At 69.3% G+C, this 15,911-nt stretch carries 15 protein-coding genes; 7 read left to right on the plus strand and 8 right to left on the minus strand.

Features of this window, described 5'->3' with window-relative positions; translation table 11 throughout:
• Positions 1 to 11 precede the first annotated feature (11 nt).
• Positions 12 to 695, minus strand: coding sequence for a response regulator (locus JOD67_RS02275; protein WP_205114453.1), 684 nt, complete (start codon positions 693 to 695; stop codon positions 12 to 14).
• Positions 692 to 1,936, minus strand: coding sequence for a sensor histidine kinase (locus JOD67_RS02280; protein WP_205114455.1), 1,245 nt, complete (start codon positions 1,934 to 1,936; stop codon positions 692 to 694). The genes JOD67_RS02275 and JOD67_RS02280 overlap by 4 nt, the downstream gene beginning before the upstream one ends.
• A 136-nt stretch (positions 1,937 to 2,072) precedes the next feature.
• Here JOD67_RS02280 and phoU point away from each other — a divergent pair, with 136 nt between their 5' ends.
• From phoU to JOD67_RS02295, 3 genes are all read left to right on the plus strand, one after another.
• A complete protein-coding gene (phoU, locus tag JOD67_RS02285; RefSeq protein WP_205114457.1) occupies positions 2,073 to 2,738 on the plus strand; it encodes a phosphate signaling complex protein PhoU in 666 nt (221 codons plus the stop codon).
• An 86-nt stretch (positions 2,739 to 2,824) separates the two neighbouring features.
• The gene (locus JOD67_RS02290) at positions 2,825 to 3,442 is read left to right on the plus strand and encodes an NUDIX hydrolase (RefSeq protein WP_205114459.1); all 618 of its coding nucleotides are present in this window, start codon (positions 2,825 to 2,827) and stop codon (positions 3,440 to 3,442) included.
• Between the two features lie 10 nt (positions 3,443 to 3,452).
• Positions 3,453 to 4,394: an aldo/keto reductase gene (locus JOD67_RS02295; protein ID WP_205114461.1), complete on the plus strand. Its 942-nt coding sequence runs from the start codon at positions 3,453 to 3,455 to the stop codon at positions 4,392 to 4,394.
• Positions 4,395 to 4,498: 104 nt separating this feature from the next.
• Here JOD67_RS02295 and JOD67_RS02300 read toward each other — a convergent pair whose 3' ends face one another.
• Both JOD67_RS02300 and JOD67_RS02305 read right to left on the minus strand, forming a co-directional pair.
• On the minus strand, positions 4,499 to 8,221 hold the full coding sequence (locus tag JOD67_RS02300; protein WP_205114463.1) for an ABC transporter ATP-binding protein: 3,723 nt from the start codon (positions 8,219 to 8,221) through the stop codon (positions 4,499 to 4,501).
• 515 nt (positions 8,222 to 8,736) lie between these two features.
• Positions 8,737 to 9,492 (minus strand): phosphoglyceromutase, encoded by a 756-nt coding sequence (locus JOD67_RS02305; protein WP_205114465.1) that lies wholly within the window; start codon positions 9,490 to 9,492, stop codon positions 8,737 to 8,739.
• Positions 9,493 to 9,572: 80 nt separating this feature from the next.
• Here JOD67_RS02305 and JOD67_RS40985 point away from each other — a divergent pair, with 80 nt between their 5' ends.
• Positions 9,573 to 9,704, plus strand: coding sequence for a hypothetical protein (locus JOD67_RS40985; protein WP_275577039.1), 132 nt, complete (start codon positions 9,573 to 9,575; stop codon positions 9,702 to 9,704).
• Here the strand turns inward: JOD67_RS40985 and JOD67_RS02310 are convergent, their stop codons facing one another.
• Genes JOD67_RS02310 through JOD67_RS02320 form a run of 3 tightly spaced genes read right to left on the minus strand, consistent with a single transcriptional unit; the run spans position 9,705 to position 11,999 of the window.
• A complete protein-coding gene (locus tag JOD67_RS02310; protein WP_307782244.1) occupies positions 9,705 to 10,187 on the minus strand; it encodes a type III secretion system chaperone family protein in 483 nt (160 codons plus the stop codon).
• A complete protein-coding gene (gene mshA / locus JOD67_RS02315) occupies positions 10,184 to 11,443 on the minus strand; it encodes a D-inositol-3-phosphate glycosyltransferase (protein ID WP_443734240.1) in 1,260 nt (419 codons plus the stop codon). Before mshA ends, JOD67_RS02310 begins: the two co-directional genes overlap by 4 nt.
• A 58-nt stretch (positions 11,444 to 11,501) precedes the next feature.
• On the minus strand, positions 11,502 to 11,999 hold the full coding sequence (locus JOD67_RS02320) for an O-acetyl-ADP-ribose deacetylase (protein WP_205114469.1): 498 nt from the start codon (positions 11,997 to 11,999) through the stop codon (positions 11,502 to 11,504).
• A gap of 237 nt (positions 12,000 to 12,236) precedes the next feature.
• On the opposite strand from JOD67_RS02320, the gene JOD67_RS02325 reads away from it, so the two are divergent.
• From JOD67_RS02325 to JOD67_RS02335, 3 genes are all read left to right on the plus strand, one after another.
• A complete protein-coding gene (locus JOD67_RS02325; RefSeq protein WP_307782245.1) occupies positions 12,237 to 12,671 on the plus strand; it encodes an NfeD family protein in 435 nt (144 codons plus the stop codon).
• The gene (locus JOD67_RS02330; protein WP_205114473.1) at positions 12,659 to 13,588 is read left to right on the plus strand and encodes an SPFH domain-containing protein; all 930 of its coding nucleotides are present in this window, start codon (positions 12,659 to 12,661) and stop codon (positions 13,586 to 13,588) included. Before JOD67_RS02325 ends, JOD67_RS02330 begins: the two co-directional genes overlap by 13 nt.
• A 102-nt stretch (positions 13,589 to 13,690) precedes the next feature.
• Positions 13,691 to 14,551 (plus strand): NAD-dependent epimerase/dehydratase family protein, encoded by an 861-nt coding sequence (locus JOD67_RS02335; RefSeq protein ID WP_205114475.1) that lies wholly within the window; start codon positions 13,691 to 13,693, stop codon positions 14,549 to 14,551.
• Here the strand turns inward: JOD67_RS02335 and pdxR are convergent.
• Positions 14,526 to 15,884, minus strand: coding sequence for a MocR-like pyridoxine biosynthesis transcription factor PdxR (gene pdxR / locus JOD67_RS02340; RefSeq protein WP_205114477.1), 1,359 nt, complete (start codon positions 15,882 to 15,884; stop codon positions 14,526 to 14,528). The two genes, JOD67_RS02335 and pdxR, sit on opposite strands and share 26 nt — an antisense overlap.
• Positions 15,885 to 15,911: the final 27 nt, after the last annotated feature.

The following is a 15,911-nucleotide window of genomic DNA, read 5'->3' on the forward strand; positions in this document are numbered from 1 at the left end:
TCAGACCAGGCTCAGGCCTCGAACTTGTACCCCAGTCCCCGCACCGTCACCAGGTGGTGGGGGTTGGAGGGGTCGGGCTCGATCTTCGCCCGCAGGCGCTTCACGTGGACGTCCAGCGTCTTCGTGTCACCCACGTAGTCCGCGCCCCACACCCGGTCGATCAGCTGCCCGCGCGTCAGCACCCGGCCGGTGTTGCGCAGGAACATCTCCAGCAGCTCGAACTCCTTCAGCGGCAGGCGTACGTCCAGCCCCGCCACTGTCACCACGTGCCGGTCCACGTCCATCCGCACCGGCCCGCCCTCGAGCACCGCCGACGCCACGACCTCAGCGCCGTCGTGGCCGCGGCGCAGCACGGCTCGTATGCGCGCCACCAGCTCGCGCGGCGAGAACGGCTTCGTCACGTAGTCGTCCGCGCCCAGCTCCAGGCCGACCACCTTGTCGACCTCGGTGTCCTTCGCGGTCACCATGATCACCGGAACGTTCGAGCGCCGCCGGAGCTCCCGGCAGACCTCCGTCCCCGGCAGACCGGGCAACATCAGGTCCAGCAGAACGATGTCGGCTCCGCCGCGCTCGAACTCCTCCAGCGCGACGTTCCCAGTCGCGGCGAGGGCGACCTCGAAGCCCTCCTTCCGCAGCATGTAAGAGAGCGCATCGCTGTAGCTCTCCTCGTCCTCTACGACGAGCACACGGGTCACGAGGGGCCCTCCTTGTGTTGATGAACTGCCTTCTCCAAAGGCAAGGCCTGCGCCGGCAGGGCGCCCGCGACGACGCGGTGCGCGTCGGCGGCCTCACCGCGAAGGGGGAGCTGCAACGTGAACGTCGAGCCTTTCCCCTCCACACTCCACACCGTCACGGCACCACCATGGCTGGCGGCGACGTGCTTCACGATCGACAGGCCGAGCCCCGTACCGCCTGTCGCCCGACTCCGCGCCCGGTCGACGCGGTAGAACCGTTCGAACACCCGGTCCAGCTCTTCCTCCGGGATACCGACGCCCTGGTCGCTCACCGAGAGCTCGACCAGTTCCCCCGCCCCCGCGTCGGCCTGGTCGGCGTCCACGACCTGGACGTCGACGACCACGCGAGTGTGATCGGGGCTGTAGCGAACTGCGTTCTCGATCAGGTTGCCGAGCGCGATCACCAGCTGCGCCTCGCTACCCAGCACGATCAGGTCGCGCAGGCCGGCGCGGATCAGCTTGATCTGCTTGGCGTTCGCGTCCACCCGGCTCCGGTCCAGCGCCGCGTCGACGACGGAGTCGACCTCGACGGTCGCCGCCTCCTCGACCGGATCGTCGGCCTGGACGCGGGTCAGCTCGATGATCTGCTGGACGAGGCGGCTCAGCCGTTCGCTCTCGATCTGCATCCGGCCGGCGAACCGCTGGACGGCCTCCGGGTCGTCCGCGGCGTCCTGAACGGCCTCGGAAAGCAGTGTCAGCGCGCCTATCGGGGTCTTGAGCTCGTGGCTGACGTTCGCGACGAAGTCCCGGCGGATCGCGTCGAGCCGGCGCTCCTTCGTACGGTCCTCGACCAGCAGCAGCACCATCTGGCTGCCCACCGGGGCGACCCGCGCGGACATCGACAGCACGTCGCGCCCGAACCGGTCGCGCGGGATCGCGAAGTCCTGTTGGCGAATCTCACCGTCGCGGCGAACGTCTCGAACCAGCTCGAGCAGCTCGTCGACCACCAGCCGGCTTCCGCGCACGATTCCGAACGACCGCGCCGGGGCGCTGGCCTGCAGAACCTCGTCGTGCGGACCCACCACGACAGCGGTGGAACGGAGGACGGCGAGCACCTTCGCCACGTCCGGCGGGACGGCCGGAGCGGGCGAGCGGATCTCCTGTCGCTGCTCTCGTTCGCTGAAACGGAACGCGAGAACGGCGACCGCGCCGACGGCAAGGCCGACCAGGCCGCCGAGTGCGGCGGCAAATGTCGCGTCCACGATGTTCGATGGTACGGGGAGCGTAAGTCCTTAGTCGCCTTGCCGTAGGTCCTCGCCATGACCACTTAGAACGATGTTCACCCTTCGTTTACGGCTGATCTGCACATGGCCACCTGGGTGGCCTATCGTCCTCTCCATGCGGGATGCATTCCACGAGCAGCTCGAGGGCATCAACGACCGGATCGTCGAAATGGCGAATCTGGTCGAAGTTGCCGTCGAGGAGGCGACCACAGCGCTTCTCGAAGCCGACGCGCGGCGGGCCGAGCAGGTCATTACCGCCGACATCGAGATCGACCGCCTGCAGACGCTGGTGGAGGAGCAGACGTTCGAGCAGCTGGCATTGCAGCAGCCTGTTGCCACGGACCTGCGCGTCCTCGTCGGCGCCCTGCGGATGACGGCAGACCTGGAGCGGATGGGCGACCTCGCGGAGCACGTCGCGAAGATCACCCGGCTGCGCTACCCCGAGCACGCGATCCCGGACGACGTGAAGGCCACGATTGCCGAGATGGGCAAGGTGGCCAAGCGGATGGTGCACGAGATCGCCTCGTGCGTCGCCGCCCGTGACGTCGAGGCAGCGGAGCGTCTCGTGGGTGCCGACGACGAGATGGACGGCCTGCGCCGTTCGCTGTTCCAGGAGATGCTCGACCCGGGCTGGTCCCACGGCGTGGAAGCCGCGGTCGACATCGCCCTGCTGGGCCGGTACTACGAGCGGATCGCGGACCACGCGGTCTCCATGGCCCGCCGGGTGATCTACCTCGTGACCGGCGAGATGCCGGATCACATCACCTCGACCCCCGCGTAGCCCCCGCGGCGGGCCGTGACCTCAGGCTCTTCGGCCCCACCCATGCCGAGGGGCTTTGGGTCATGTTCTCTGGCAGAGTCCCGCCTGTGCGCGCTTCCGTACGAACGATCCATCAGCTCATCGCAGCGATCCCGCCGCTCGACGGGCTCGAGGCTGAGCACCAGACTCAGGCGCTGCGTTGGCTCGAGCGCACCGACGACGTGTTCCGTCGCGTGAAGCCGGCGACGCCCAGCCCGCACCTGGTGGCGTACACCGTCCTGGTCGACCCCGCCGACCGGAGCAGCCTGCTGGTCCACCACCGCAACGCGGGACTCTGGCTGCCGCCGGGAGGACACGTCGAGCCCGACGAGTACCCGGCCGACGCCGCCGACCGGGAGGTACGGGAGGAGCTCGGCATCGTTCCGCGGTTCGCGGATCCCGCCCGCAGGCCGGCGTTCGTCACCGTCACCGAGACCGTCGGGATCGACCATGGGCACACCGACGTCAGCCTGTGGTTCCTCCTGCTGGGTGAGCGAGACCTGGCTCTGACCACCGACCTGGCTGAGTTCACCGAGGCCCGGTGGTGGAGCCCCGCCGAAGTCCGGGCCGCCGAGGCGGGCTCGTTCGACCCCCACTATGCGAGGTTCAGCCGCAAGGTGACCGCCGGATTGGTCTGGGATCTCGACGCGCCGATTGGCCTGGCCGCCCCGCGAACGGCTCCCTAGCGTCGAAGGCGTGACCGTAGCGAAACGACCACTGGGCAATTCCACCATCGAGGTCAGCGAGATCGGGCTCGGCGCCTGGCAGTTCACCGACGAGGGCTGGGGCGGGCCCGACGAGAACGAGTCGGCACGCATCGTGGACGAGGCGCTCGCGCTCGGCGTCACGTTCATCGACACCGCACCCGGGTACGCCGGCGGGAAGAGCGAGGCAGCGCTCGGCCGGGCTCTCGAGGGCCGCCGCGACCAGGTCGTGCTGTGTACGAAGTTCGGCTACTGGGCGGACGAGCCCGCGAACTACTCCGCCGGCCGCATCGAGGAGTCGCTGACGAAGAGCCTGGCCCGCCTGCGGACGGACTACGTCGACGTTCTGCTGGTGCACAGCCCGCCGTTCGAGCTCATGGACGGCACCACCCAGCCGCACTATCGCGAGCTGCAGCGCCTCAAGGACGCCGGCATGATCCGCGCGTACGGCGTCTCCGGCCAGGCGGACACCAGCGAGGAGATCCGCCGCATCGTCGAGACCACCGGCAGCCAGGCGATCGAGATCCGCTTCAACGCGCTGTACCAGGAACCCGCCCAGGCCTTCGAGGCCGCCGCGGCTGCAGGCGTGGGACTGATCGTCAAGGTCCCGCTGGAGTCGGGCTGGCTGTCCGGAAAGTACACCGCGGACAGCCGCTTCGAGGAAGGCCCGCGCAGCCGGTGGACGCCGGAACAGATCGCCGAACGAGCGGCGCTGGTGGACGAGTTCGCCGCCCTGCTGCCCGCCGGCGTCAGCACCACGCACGGCGCGCTCCGGCACATCCTCGCCCAGCCGCAGGTGTCGACAGTCATCCCGGGAACGAAGTCGGTCCAGCAGCTGCGCGAGAACGTTGCCGCCCACGAGGGCACCCTGCTGCCGGACACGCTGGCCGCGATCCGCAAGCTCGGCGAAGGGCGCCCCTCCCTCACCTGGTGATCATGTCCGTGATCATGTCGGTGATCATGTCGGTGATCATGAAGCCGTAGCGGCGTATACGACTGCTACGGCTTCATGATCACGTTCATGATCACGGTGCGGGGCTAGTGCGGGCGGGTCGACAGCCGGAAGTCGGTCGCCGACTGGTCCCCCACGACGCGGCCCTGGTGCACGGTCACGACGCGGTCCACCCACCGCAGCGTCTGCGGCCGGTGGGCGATGACGATCGTCGTACGACCGTGCGCCGCCGACCGCATCGCCTGCTCGACCCGCCGCTCGCTCTGCAGGTCGAGGTGCGAGGTCGCCTCGTCCAGCACGAGCACCCGCGGATCGAGCACCAGCGCCCTTGCCAGGCAGAGCAGCTGCCGCTGACCCGCCGAGAGCGAACGGCCGCGTTCCTGCACCTCGTGCAGGTACCCGCCGTCCAGCTGGGCAATGAACTCGTGCGCACCCACCGCACGTGCCGCCGCCTCGACCAGCTCGTCCGGCGCGTCCTCGATCCCGTACGCGATGTTGTCCCGGATCGTCCGCGAGAACAGGAACGGCTCCTGCGGTACGTACCCGATCGCCTGCCGGAACCGAGACGGGTCGAACGAGGTCACGGGCATGCCGTCAACCTGGACTTGCCCCTCGGTCGTGTCGTAGAACCGCGTGATCACCTTGGCGATCGTCGACTTGCCCGCACCGGTCTGGCCGACGAACGCGACGCGTTCGCCAGACCCGATGGACAGATCGGCGCCCTGCAAGGCTGGCTTGGCAGTGCCCTGGTACTGCAATGCCACGCCCTTGAGCTCGATGTCGCCCGACAGCTCGCCAACCTCGACGGGCTCGTCCGGCGTCGGCACCGACACCTCTTCGGCCAGCAGCGCGGAGATCCGGGTCACCCCGGTCTTCGCCCGCTGGTAGATGTCGAACACCGTCGCCATCTGCTGGATCGGCGCGAACGCCAACGCCAGGTAGAGCAGGAACGGGATCAGCTCGGCCACGTTCAACGAACCGGCCTGGATCAGCTGCCAACCCACGAGCAGCGTCGCCGCCACGGTGAGGCCGGCGAGCAGCTCGATGAACGCGACGTACCTCGCCGTTGCCCGGTTGCTCGTCTCGCGCGCCACCTGCTGCTCGCGGGCGAGGCCGCGGAAGTGCGCGAGGTTCGCGCCCTCCCGCCGGAACGCCTGCGTGACAGGGAGAACGGCGAGCGTCTCGTGCAGGTAGGTGTTCAGCATCGAGTTGAGCTCGCGAGCCCGTTCGTACGCCGGACCAACGACCCTGCGGTACCAGATCGTGGCCACCGTCGCGGGCGGGATCACCGCCAGGACGACGAGCGCCATCATCGGGTTGAGCACCAGCAGCACCGCGGTCATGCCGGTGAACGTGACGATCGCGACGAGCGCGTTCGTCAACCCTGCTTGGATGAGCTCCGCGACCGCGTTCACGTCCGAGGTGAGCCGGGTCATGATCCGACCGGCGTGCGTGCGGTCGTAGTAGTCCATCCCGAGCCGCTGCAGGTGCGCGAACAGCCTTACCCGCAAGGCGTACAGGATGCGTTCGGTCGTCTTCGACGTGACGACGTGTGTGGCCCAGACGTCGCCCCAGTCGATCAGCGCGACGACTCCGAACACCGCACAGCTCAACAGGAGCATGCCGAACGACTTGTGGTCGAGGGCGTTCTCCAACCCGTTCTGGACGAGCAACGGGCCGGCGAGCAGCGCAAGAGTGTCGACCAGCAGCAGGCTGAGGCCGAGCACGATCGCCCAACGCTCTGGGCGAATCAGCTGCCGCAGCCGGAACGTCTCCGTCCGCTTGGTCTGGTGGTCGGTGTCGACGCCGACCTTGTCGTTGACCGGCTTGAGCTGCGCCAACGCCTCGAGCAGCTCCGGCGAGACGGGGTCACCCACGCGGGCGCGGATCGTCTCGGTCGGTCGCTCGGCGGGCTGCCAGGCCTCCGGCGTGACGCGCCGCTCGAGCGCCTGCTTCGACGCCGGCTCGGCGTCGGGCAGCTCGGACATCAGCCCCTGGTAGAGGGCGGAACGTCCGAGCAGCTCGTCGTGCGTACCCTGGTCGACGACCTTGCCGTGGTCGACCAGGACCACGCGATCGGCAAGCTGGACGGTGGATTCGCGGTACGCGACCACGATCACAGTCCGGCCGGCGACGATCTCCTGCATCGCGTCGAGGATCTTGCGCTCGACATGGACGTCGACCGCGGAGGTGGCGTCGTCCAGCACGAGGACGTCGACATCGGCGAGGAGCGCGCGAGCGAGCGCGATCCGTTGCCGCTGGCCGCCGGACAGGCTCAGGCCCTCCTGCCCGACCTCGGTGTCGTACCCGTCGGGCAGCGACACGACGAAGTCGTGGATCGCGGCGATCTTGGCGACCCGTTCCACATCCTCGCTGGTGGCGTCGTGCCGCCCGTACGCGATGTTGTCCCGGATCGAGCCGGAGAGCAGCATCGCCTCGTCGAACACCATGCTGATCCGCCTGCGCAGCTGCTCGAGCGGGAGCTGGGTGACATCGATCCCATCCAGCCTGACGCTCCCGCTCGTGGCGTTGCGCAGACGGGGAACGAGCTGCAGCGCGGTCGACTTGCCGGACCCGGTCGGACCGACGACGGCGACGGTCTCGCCCGGCAGCACGTCGAGGCTGAACCCGTTCAGCGCCTTCGGACCGTCGGGATAAGTGAATGACACGTCATCGAAACTGACGAACGCGCCACGCTCGCGGCCATGCCGCTGCGTGCCCGTGAGCTGCACGTCCTCGGCGTCGCGGACCTCGGGCTCGACCGCGAACACCTCGGCGATCCGTTCGGTGCCGGACCGCGCGCGGGGCGCGACCGTGAGCACCATCGCGAGCAGCCGTGCCGAACCGTTGAGGTCGGCCAGGTAGGCGAGGAACGCGAAGAACGTACCGACGGTGACGTGTCCGTTGAGCGCGAGCCAGCCACCGAGCAGCAGCACGAGCACCTGGCCGGCGAGCGGGCTGGCCTGGAGCGTGGCGAGCAGAGGTGCGCGCTCGCGAATCGCTCGTACACGGCTACGGAACAGGACGGCGAGGGACTCGGTGAAGCGGCCGAGCTCGTTCGACTCCTGGCCGAAGCCCTTGACCACGCGGACGCCGGTGATGGCCTCCTCGGCGACCGTGGTCATGTCGGCCTCGCGCTGCTGGGCGTCCCAGGACGCCGCGTAGACGCGCATGTGCATGCGGCGAGCGATCACGACCAGGCCGATCAGCACGCCGAGCAGGACGAGCGCGAGGAGCGGCGAGAGGAACGTCATGATCGTGAGGGCGAGCACGACCTGCAGCACCGTTCCGAGGACAGGTGGGAGCAGGCCGACTGCCTGTTGGATGAGGACCAGGTCGGAGTTCACCCTTGCGACCAACTGGCCGCTCTGCATGCGCTCGTGCGCCGCGGCGTCGAGCCGCTGCAGGTGGGCGTAGAGGTCGTCGCGAATGTCGTTCTGGACAAGGAGGCTGAGCCGTCCGCCGGCCTCACGCCAGGTCGCTGACATGAGCGCTCTGACGAGGACTGCGACGACGAGCGCGCCCACCCACGGCAGCAGCGGCTTGGCGCGGGCGACGATGGCGTCGTCGACCACGACCTTCTGCAGCAGCGGCGCGGAGACGAGAGCGGCGGTCCAGCCGGCCGCCGCGGCGAGCGCGACGATCAGGGTACGGCGGTGCCGACCGAGGTAGGGAGCGAGCCAGCGCAGCCAGCCGTTGTTCGCGTTCGCGACCTTGGGCTTGGCGTTTCGCCTGTGCTCGTTGGTCTTTCGTGGATGCGGGAAGGCAGGTGCTGTCCGGGTCCCGGCGCGGGACCCTAGGGGTAACACGATCAGTCTTTCCCGCCGACGGCGGTGATTTGTGTGGACGCGTCGCGGCACTAGCGCGGCCCCGCCGTCGGCGAGGTCGTCTCTAGTTCAGGCTGGTGGTCCTCAGCGTTGCCGGTGCCGGAGAGTCCCTGTCAGAGGAGGGACGGCAGGAAGTAGGAAGGCAACACTGGGATATGGCGGAGAGTCAGCCGGATCACCGGAGCGCTGTGGAGCGCTCGATGTGACGCGGGCATAGCGCGCACGCACCTTAACTGGCAGCTGGTGGGCGGTTGGGACTTCGAAGCAGACTGCGGTGTCTACTGATCATCAACGGTACTAAGGTCGTCAGACGAGTGCGACCCGTTTCCGGATCATCCCAGAATGTGGACGAGCTGGCATCGATCCCAGCTTGAGTGGGTATGAGCTGGTCTTTCCTCCACCGCCCGGGCCAATGATCATGTTTACATGATCATTTGCCCCTTGACGCCAGGTAGACGCCAGGTAGAGGGGCCACTCGCCGTGTGAGGCGAGCGGGACTACTTCCGACCCTGGTTCTTCACCGCTTCGATCGCCGCCACGGCGGCCTCGGGGTCGAGGTACTCCCCGCCCGGGGTCAGCGGCTTGAGGGACTCGTCGAGCTCGTACAGCAACGGGATCCCGGTCGGGATGTTCAGCGCCACCACCGCCTCGTCCGTCATCCCGTCCAGGTGCTTCACCAGCGCACGCAGCGAGTTGCCGTGGGCGGCGATCAGCACGGTCTGGCCGCGGCGCAGGTCCGGAACGATGCCGTCGTACCAGTACGGCAGCATCCGGTCGACCACGTCGGCCAGGCACTCGGTCCGCGGCAGCAGTTCGGGCGGGAGGTCGGCGTACCGCGCGTCCCCGGCCTGGGAGAACTCCGACGAGTCGTCCAGCGGCGGCGGAGGCGTGGAGTACGAGCGCCGCCAGATCATGAACTGCTCCTCGCCGAACTTCGCCAGCGTCTGCGCCTTGTCCTTGCCCTGCAGCGCCCCGTAGTGCCGCTCGTTCAGCCGCCACGACCGGCGCACCGGCAGCCAGCCGAGGTCGGCCTCGTCCAGCGCGATCTCCGCCGTACGGATCGCCCGCCGCAGCACCGACGTGTGCAGAACGTCCGGCAGCAGCGAACGGGAACGCAGCAGCTCACCGCCCCGCCGAGCCTCCTCGGCGCCCTTCGTGGTCAGGCCGACGTCGACCCAGCCGGTGAAGAGGTTCTTGGAGTTCCACTCGCTCTCGCCGTGACGAATCAGGATCAGCCGGTGCGCAGCAGTCATGGCCTCGACTCTAGCGAGCCCACCACAACGTCGATTAACCTGCCGCCCGACCACACCTCACGAGGGACAAGGGGCACATCATGCGTCGTCGCATCACCGCGTTCGTCCTCGCCGCGATCGCCGCGGTCGCGTTCACCGCCATCGCCGTCACGCCGGCGAGCGCTCACGGCAAGTGCGAGAAGGACGAGTCCGGCGAGGTCGTCTGCTGGTAGTCACTCGCGCAACCAATCCTGGAAAGCCGCCAGGTTCGCCGTCGACTCGCCGCGTGACGTACGCCACTCCCACTCGCGGCGAATCGACGACGCGAAGCCCAGCTTGAGGATCTGGTTGAACGAGTCGTCCGCCGCCTCCAGCACCGACCCCAGCAGCTGATCCACCTCCGCCGCGGTCACCGCGGCCAGCGGGAGCTTGCCCGCCAGGTGGATGTCGCCGAGGTGGTCGATCGCGAACGCGACACCGTGCAGCCGCAGGTTCCGCTCGAGCAGGAACCGGTACACCGCCTCGTGGTTCTCGTCCGGCTGCCGCGCGACGAACGCGTGCACGCTGACCGCGTGCGCGCCGACGTCCAGCACGCAGGCCGTCTTCAGCTTCCGCTCCCCCGGCAACGTCACGACGAAGTTCCCCGGGCGCGGCTCTTCCCACTCGACCTCGAGCTCGGCGAGGGCGGACCGGATGACCGAAGCAGCGGCGCTCACGCGCTCAATGCTGCCAGGGACTCGATCGCCTCCTGATAGACGTCCAGGGTTCGTTCGGCCGTCGCCGACCAGCCGAACCGCTGCGCGTGCCGCACGCCAGCCGCTCCGTACGCCCGAAGCCGGAGCGGATCGCAGACCAGCGACCGCAGCACCCGCGCCCACTCCTCCGGCGCGTGCGAGTCGACCAGGACGCCCGACACCCCGTCCGCGACCGCGGTCAGCAGCCCGCCCGTCGCCGCCGCGACCACCGGCGTTCCGCACGCCTGCGCCTCCAGCGCGACCAGGCCGAACGACTCGTTGTACGACGGCACCGCCACCAGATCGGCCGCCCGATACCAGCTGGCCAGCTCGTGCTGGCGCACCGGCGGCTCGAAGCGGACCAGGTCGTCGACGCGGAGCGTCTTCGCCAGCCGTACGAGGGCGTCCGGCTCCGCCGTTCCCGAGCCGGAGGGCCCGCCGACGACCGCCACGACCAGCCGGGACCGCAGCGACGGGTCGCGCGCGACCAGCTCGGCGGCCGCCCGGATGAGCACGTCCGGCGCCTTCAACGGCTGGATCCTCCCCACGAACGCGAGCACGATCGCGTCCGGCGGCAACCCCAGCCGCTTGCGCTCCAACAGCCGGTCGCCGGGCGAGAACACGTCCAGATCCACGCCCGGGTTGACGACCGCGACGCGCCGCGGGTCGGCGGCGTACAGGTCGATCAGCTGCCGCGCCTCCTGGTCGGTGTTGGCGATGAGCCGGTCAGAAGCCTCCACGACCTGCTCCTCGCCGATGATCCGCGCCTGCGGCTCCGGCTCGTCGCCGTCGGCGAGCAGCGAGTTCTTCACCTTCGCCATCGTGTGCATGGTGTGGACGAGCGGGACGCCCCAGCGGTCCTTCGCGAGCGCGCCGACCTGGCCGGACAGCCAGTAGTGCGAGTGCACGAGGTCGTACCAGCCGTGGTCGCGCATCGCCTCGGCCCGCAGCACGTCGCGGGCGAATGGGCAGAGCTGCGCGGGCAGGTCGTTCTTCGACAGTCCCTCGAACGGGCCGGCGACGACGTTCCGTACACGGATCCCCGGCTCGCTCTCGACCACGGGCGGCAGGTCGCTGGACGTCGCGCGGGTGAAGATCTCGATCTCGATGTCGCGCTGAGCCAGCTCGCGGGCCAGCTCGAGGACGTAGACGTTCAGTCCGCCGGCATCGCCCGTCCCGGGCTGATCGAGAGGTGAGGTGTGCACGCTGAGCATCGCTACTCGCTTGGGCAAGCGCACGCCGACTACCTCCAGGTCACAAGGATCCCTGAAAGCGTCAACCGACGGGGCGGTCAGCTCATTCCGCGGCCGCCGCCTCGAAGGCGGCATGGATCTCCTTCGAGAACAGGACGAACCGGGCTTCTTCCACCTTGCTAGGCGTGGACCGTACGGTCTCGACCGCAATCCGGGCGGCGTCCTCGAGTGGCCAGCCGTAGATCCCGGCGGACACCGCCGGGATCGCCATCGTCTGGGCGCTCAGCTCGTCGGCGACGGCGAGCGCGTTCCGGTAGCAGGCGGCGAGCAGGGACGGGTCGCGCTGACCGGCGTTCCAGTTCGGCCCCACGACGTGGATCACCCAGTCGGCGGGCAGCTCGCCGGCGGTCGTCCAGCCGGCCTGCCCGGTCGGCAGGCCGTGCGGGAACCGCTGCACGCAGTCGTCGAGGATCGCGCGCCCGCCCGCGGCATGGATCGCGCCGTCGACACCACCTCCCCCACGCATCCGCGAGTTCGCCGCGTTGACGATCGCGTCGACTTCCTGGGTGGTGATGTCGCCCTGGATCAACGTCAGCCGCATGTCCTCATCATCACCGATGCCGCCAACCGCACCCCGGATCGTGACGCGGTTGCACCGCTAGTCCTTCTTGGCAGCCCCGCCTCGCTCAGTTTCGCCGCATGCGACCGCCAGTCATGCGGCTTCCGACGTCCTCGCTGGGCTTCTTCGACGAGCCGGGGCTGCGGCTCGGCGCAAATGGGGTTACCTTCGAGTACCGGCGGTGTGACCCCTGAGGCGGGTGAGCCTGTGCAGGCATGGGTGATCTGGCTGATCGTGGCGATGGCGCTCGGAATCGCCGAGCTGCTCTCGCTCACGCTGAACCTCGCCCTGATCGCCGCCGCTGCCATCGTGGCGACGCTGGTCGCCGCGGTCGGGCTGCCGCTGGGCTTCCAGGTCGCGGCGTTCGCGCTCACCGGAATCCTCTTGGTCCTCTTCGTCCGGCCCATCGCGATGAAACAGCTCAAGACGCCGCCCGTGATGCGGATGGGCATCAGCGCGCTGATCGGCAAGGACGCGCTCGCGCTCACCGAGGTCACGCATAACGCGGGCCGGGTCCGGATCGGCGGCGAGGAGTGGACGGCACGCTCGTACGACCCGTCGCTCGTCATCCCGGCCGGCGCCACCGTCGAGGTGCTCGCCATCGAGGGGGCCACCGCGCTCGTCCATCCTCAGGAGGAACCGTGGATGCGCTGATAGCCGGCATTCTGATCGCGATCGTCGCCATCATCGTCGTGATGCGTTCGGTGCGGATCGTGCCGCAGGCAAGGGCGGGCAACGTCGAACGCCTCGGTCGCTACGTCAAGACGCTCGAGCCGGGGCTGAACATCGTGATCCCGTTCATCGACCGGGTCCGGCCGCTGATCGACCTGCGCGAGCAGGTGGTCTCGTTCCAGCCGCAGCCGGTGATCACCGAGGACAACCTCGTCGTCCACATCGACACGGTGCTGTACTTCCAGGTCACCGATCCCCGGGCGGCGGCGTACGAGATCGCCAACTACATCCAGGCGATCGAGCAGCTCACCGTCACCACGCTGCGGAACGTGATCGGCGGCATCGCGCTGGAGAGCACGCTGACCTCACGCGAGCACATCAACACCACGCTGCGCGGCGTCTTGGACGAGGCGTCCGGCAAGTGGGGCATCCGCGTGAATCGCGTTGAACTGAAGGCGATCGACCCGCCGCCGTCGATCAAGGACTCGATGGAGAAGCAGATGCGGGCCGACCGCGAGAAGCGTGCGGCGATCCTCACGGCGGAGGGCGTACGCCAGGCCAAGATCCTCACGGCGGAAGGGGAGAAGCAGGGCGCGATCCTCACCGCGGAAGGCGATCGGCAGGCGGCGATCCTGCGTTCGGAGGGGCAGGCGAAGGCGATCGACACGGTCTTCGAGGCGATCCACCGCAACGATCCGGATCCGAAGCTGCTCGCGTACCAGTACCTGCAGATGCTGCCGGAGCTGGCGAAGGGGCCGGGCAACACGTTCTGGGTGATCCCGAGCGAGGTGACGTCGGCCTTGTCGAGCGTCTCCAAGGCGTTCGCCGGCGAGCCCGAGGGCGAACAGCCGGCTCTCGACGGCAACGAACGCCGGCGCGAGCTGCCCGCGGAGGACTGAACTGGTCCACCGGATCCGCTGCTCACCGGTCCAGTGCTCCGGCCGATGGCGGCTCTAGCGTGGAGAACGTGTCCACGTTGACGACGTTGAAGGACTGAAGCCATGCATGTGTTCCTCGCCGGTGCGACCGGGGTGGTCGGTCGCCGCATCGTTCCGTTGCTCGTCTCCGCCGGCCACCAGGTGACCGGGACGACCCGCCGTTCGGAGAAGGCCGCGTTGCTGCGCGATCTTGGTGCCACTCCCGTGGTGGTCGACGCGTACGACCGGGAGCAGGTGTTCGCGGCTGTCGCCGCCGCTCGTCCGGACGTCGTCATGGACCAGCTGACCGACCTCACCGCGTACGACGTCGACGCCAACGCCCGGCTACGCCGGGAAGGCACGACCAACCTCGTCGACGCCGCGCTGGCGGCCGGCGTCCGGCGGCTGGTCGTGCAGAGCCTGGGATGGATCTACGAACCGGGCGCCGAGCCCGCGGGCGAGGACGAGCCGCTCGACCTCGACTCCGAGGGGGCTAGGAAGTCCTCGGTGCAGGACATCGTCGACCTCGAGCGGACCGCCTCGGCGGCGCCCGAGGCGGTGTTGCTCCGGTACGGACTGTTCTACGGACCGGGCACCTGGTACCGCCCGGACGGGCTCAAGGCCGACGAGGCCAGGGCGGGCAAGCTGGTCGCGGACAACGATGTGACGAGCTGGCTCCACGTCGACGACGCCGCGGCTGCCGCGGTCCTCGCGGTGGAGTGGCCGTCCGGGCCGGTCAACCTGTGCGACGACGAGCCAGCTCCGGGGACGGCGTGGGTGCCCGCGTTCTGCCAGGCTGTTGGCGCGCCCCCGCCGTCCTCGTCGGAGGCGGAACGGAACGGCTGGGCTCGCGGCGAGTCCAATCGGTACGCGCGGTCGCTGGGCTGGACGCCGCGGTACCCGTCATGGCGAGAGGCGTTCAGGGCTTGGGAATCAGGTCGCTGAGGAGGTCCAGCGCCTGCCGCCAGGAGTGCGCGGGCGGCGTCGCGTAGCCGATCAGCAAGGCGGCCGCGTGGGTGTTCGGCGCGATCCAGTGCGTGGCCGAGTTCAGCCCGTGCATCCGCAAGCCTGCCTTGGCGGCGACCTTGACCAGCGCTCGTTCGGCTTCGGCGGACTCGAGCTCGACGACGGCTTGCAGCCCGGCGTCGATGCCGATCAGTGGCGCCTCGATGCGCTCGGCGAGCTCGGTTCGCCTGCGCTGGTACGCCCGGCGCGCACGCCGTACCTGGCGGTCGTAGTCGCCCCGTTCGACGAAGTCGGCCAACGCCAGCTGGTCGATGGCCGAGACCGAGGCGCCGAGGTCACTGGCGACGTCAAGGGCAAGTTGACGCAACCTTGGCGGGAGGACCAGCCAGCCCATGCGCATGCCGGGGGCGAGCGCCTTGCTCGCGCTGCCGGCGTAGATCACGCGGTCGGGGTCGGCTGCCTGGAACGCCCCGAGGAGCTGGCCGTCGTACCGGAACTCTCCGTCGTAGTCGTCCTCGACGACGTACCCCTGCTGGGCTTTCGCCCAGTCCAGGAAGGCCGTTCGCCTGCTCGGTGAGAGCGCGGCGCCGAGCGGGTGCTGGTGTGAGGGTGTGAGGAGTGCGACTCGGGTTCCGTCGGCGAGACCGGCCGGATCGGCCCCTTGCTCGTCGACGTGCATCGACACGAGGTCGAGGCCAGCTGAGGCCAGGAGCTGCCGATGCATCGACAGGCAAGGGCTTTCGGTCGCCGCCTTGTCCAGGCCGAGCCTTCGGAACGTGTGCGCGAGAACGGCGAGTCCGTGCGCGAAGCCCGCGGTGACCAGCACGGTGTCGGCTGTCGCGCGGACGCCTCGGGTGCGGGCGAGGTACGAGGCGATCACGTGGCGAAGCTCGGGAAGCCCGGCGGGGTCGGGGACGTCGAGCGACTCCGGCGTCGCCGTCGCGAGGACGCGCCGAACGCTGGCGGACCAGGCCGACCGCGGGAACGAGCTGAGGTCGGGTCGCCCCGGCCGGAGGTCGATCAGTGCCGGCGCTGCCCGTTCGACCAGCGCCGGCGCGGTGCTGCTCGCCACCTTCGTTCCGGAGCCGGGCAGGCCGACGAGCCAGCCTTCGGCGATCAGTTGCGCGAACGCCTCGACGACCGTGCCGCGGGCCACGCCGAGCTCGGCAGCCAGGCTGCGCGTACCCGGAAGGCGCGTGCCGGGCTGGAGCCGCCCGTCGCGGATCGCGTCGCGGAGAGCCTGCTCGAGCGCACGGCCGACTCTCGGGCCGCGTCGCACGTCGAGGTGCAGGTCGAGGTCGGTACGTGGCATCGCCTTCGTAGTCTCGTCGAAGGCGAT

Origin of the sequence: Tenggerimyces flavus (genome assembly GCF_016907715.1) — a bacterium.
Lineage (GTDB): Bacteria > Actinomycetota > Actinomycetes > Propionibacteriales > Actinopolymorphaceae > Tenggerimyces > Tenggerimyces flavus.

What these genes read in the sequence shown, in the direction of transcription:
- phoU (WP_205114457.1), top strand. Translation starts at nt 2,073, where the DNA reads ATGCGGGATGCATTCCACGAGCAGCTCGAGGGCATCAACGACCGGATC.
- JOD67_RS02305 (WP_205114465.1), bottom strand. Translation starts at nt 9,492, where the DNA reads ATGACTGCTGCGCACCGGCTGATCCTGATTCGTCACGGCGAGAGCGAG.
- JOD67_RS40985 (WP_275577039.1), top strand. Translation starts at nt 9,573, where the DNA reads ATGCGTCGTCGCATCACCGCGTTCGTCCTCGCCGCGATCGCCGCGGTC.
- JOD67_RS02320 (WP_205114469.1), bottom strand. Translation starts at nt 11,999, where the DNA reads ATGCGGCTGACGTTGATCCAGGGCGACATCACCACCCAGGAAGTCGAC.
- JOD67_RS02335 (WP_205114475.1), top strand. Translation starts at nt 13,691, where the DNA reads ATGCATGTGTTCCTCGCCGGTGCGACCGGGGTGGTCGGTCGCCGCATC.
- pdxR (WP_205114477.1), bottom strand. Translation starts at nt 15,884, where the DNA reads ATGCCACGTACCGACCTCGACCTGCACCTCGACGTGCGACGCGGCCCG.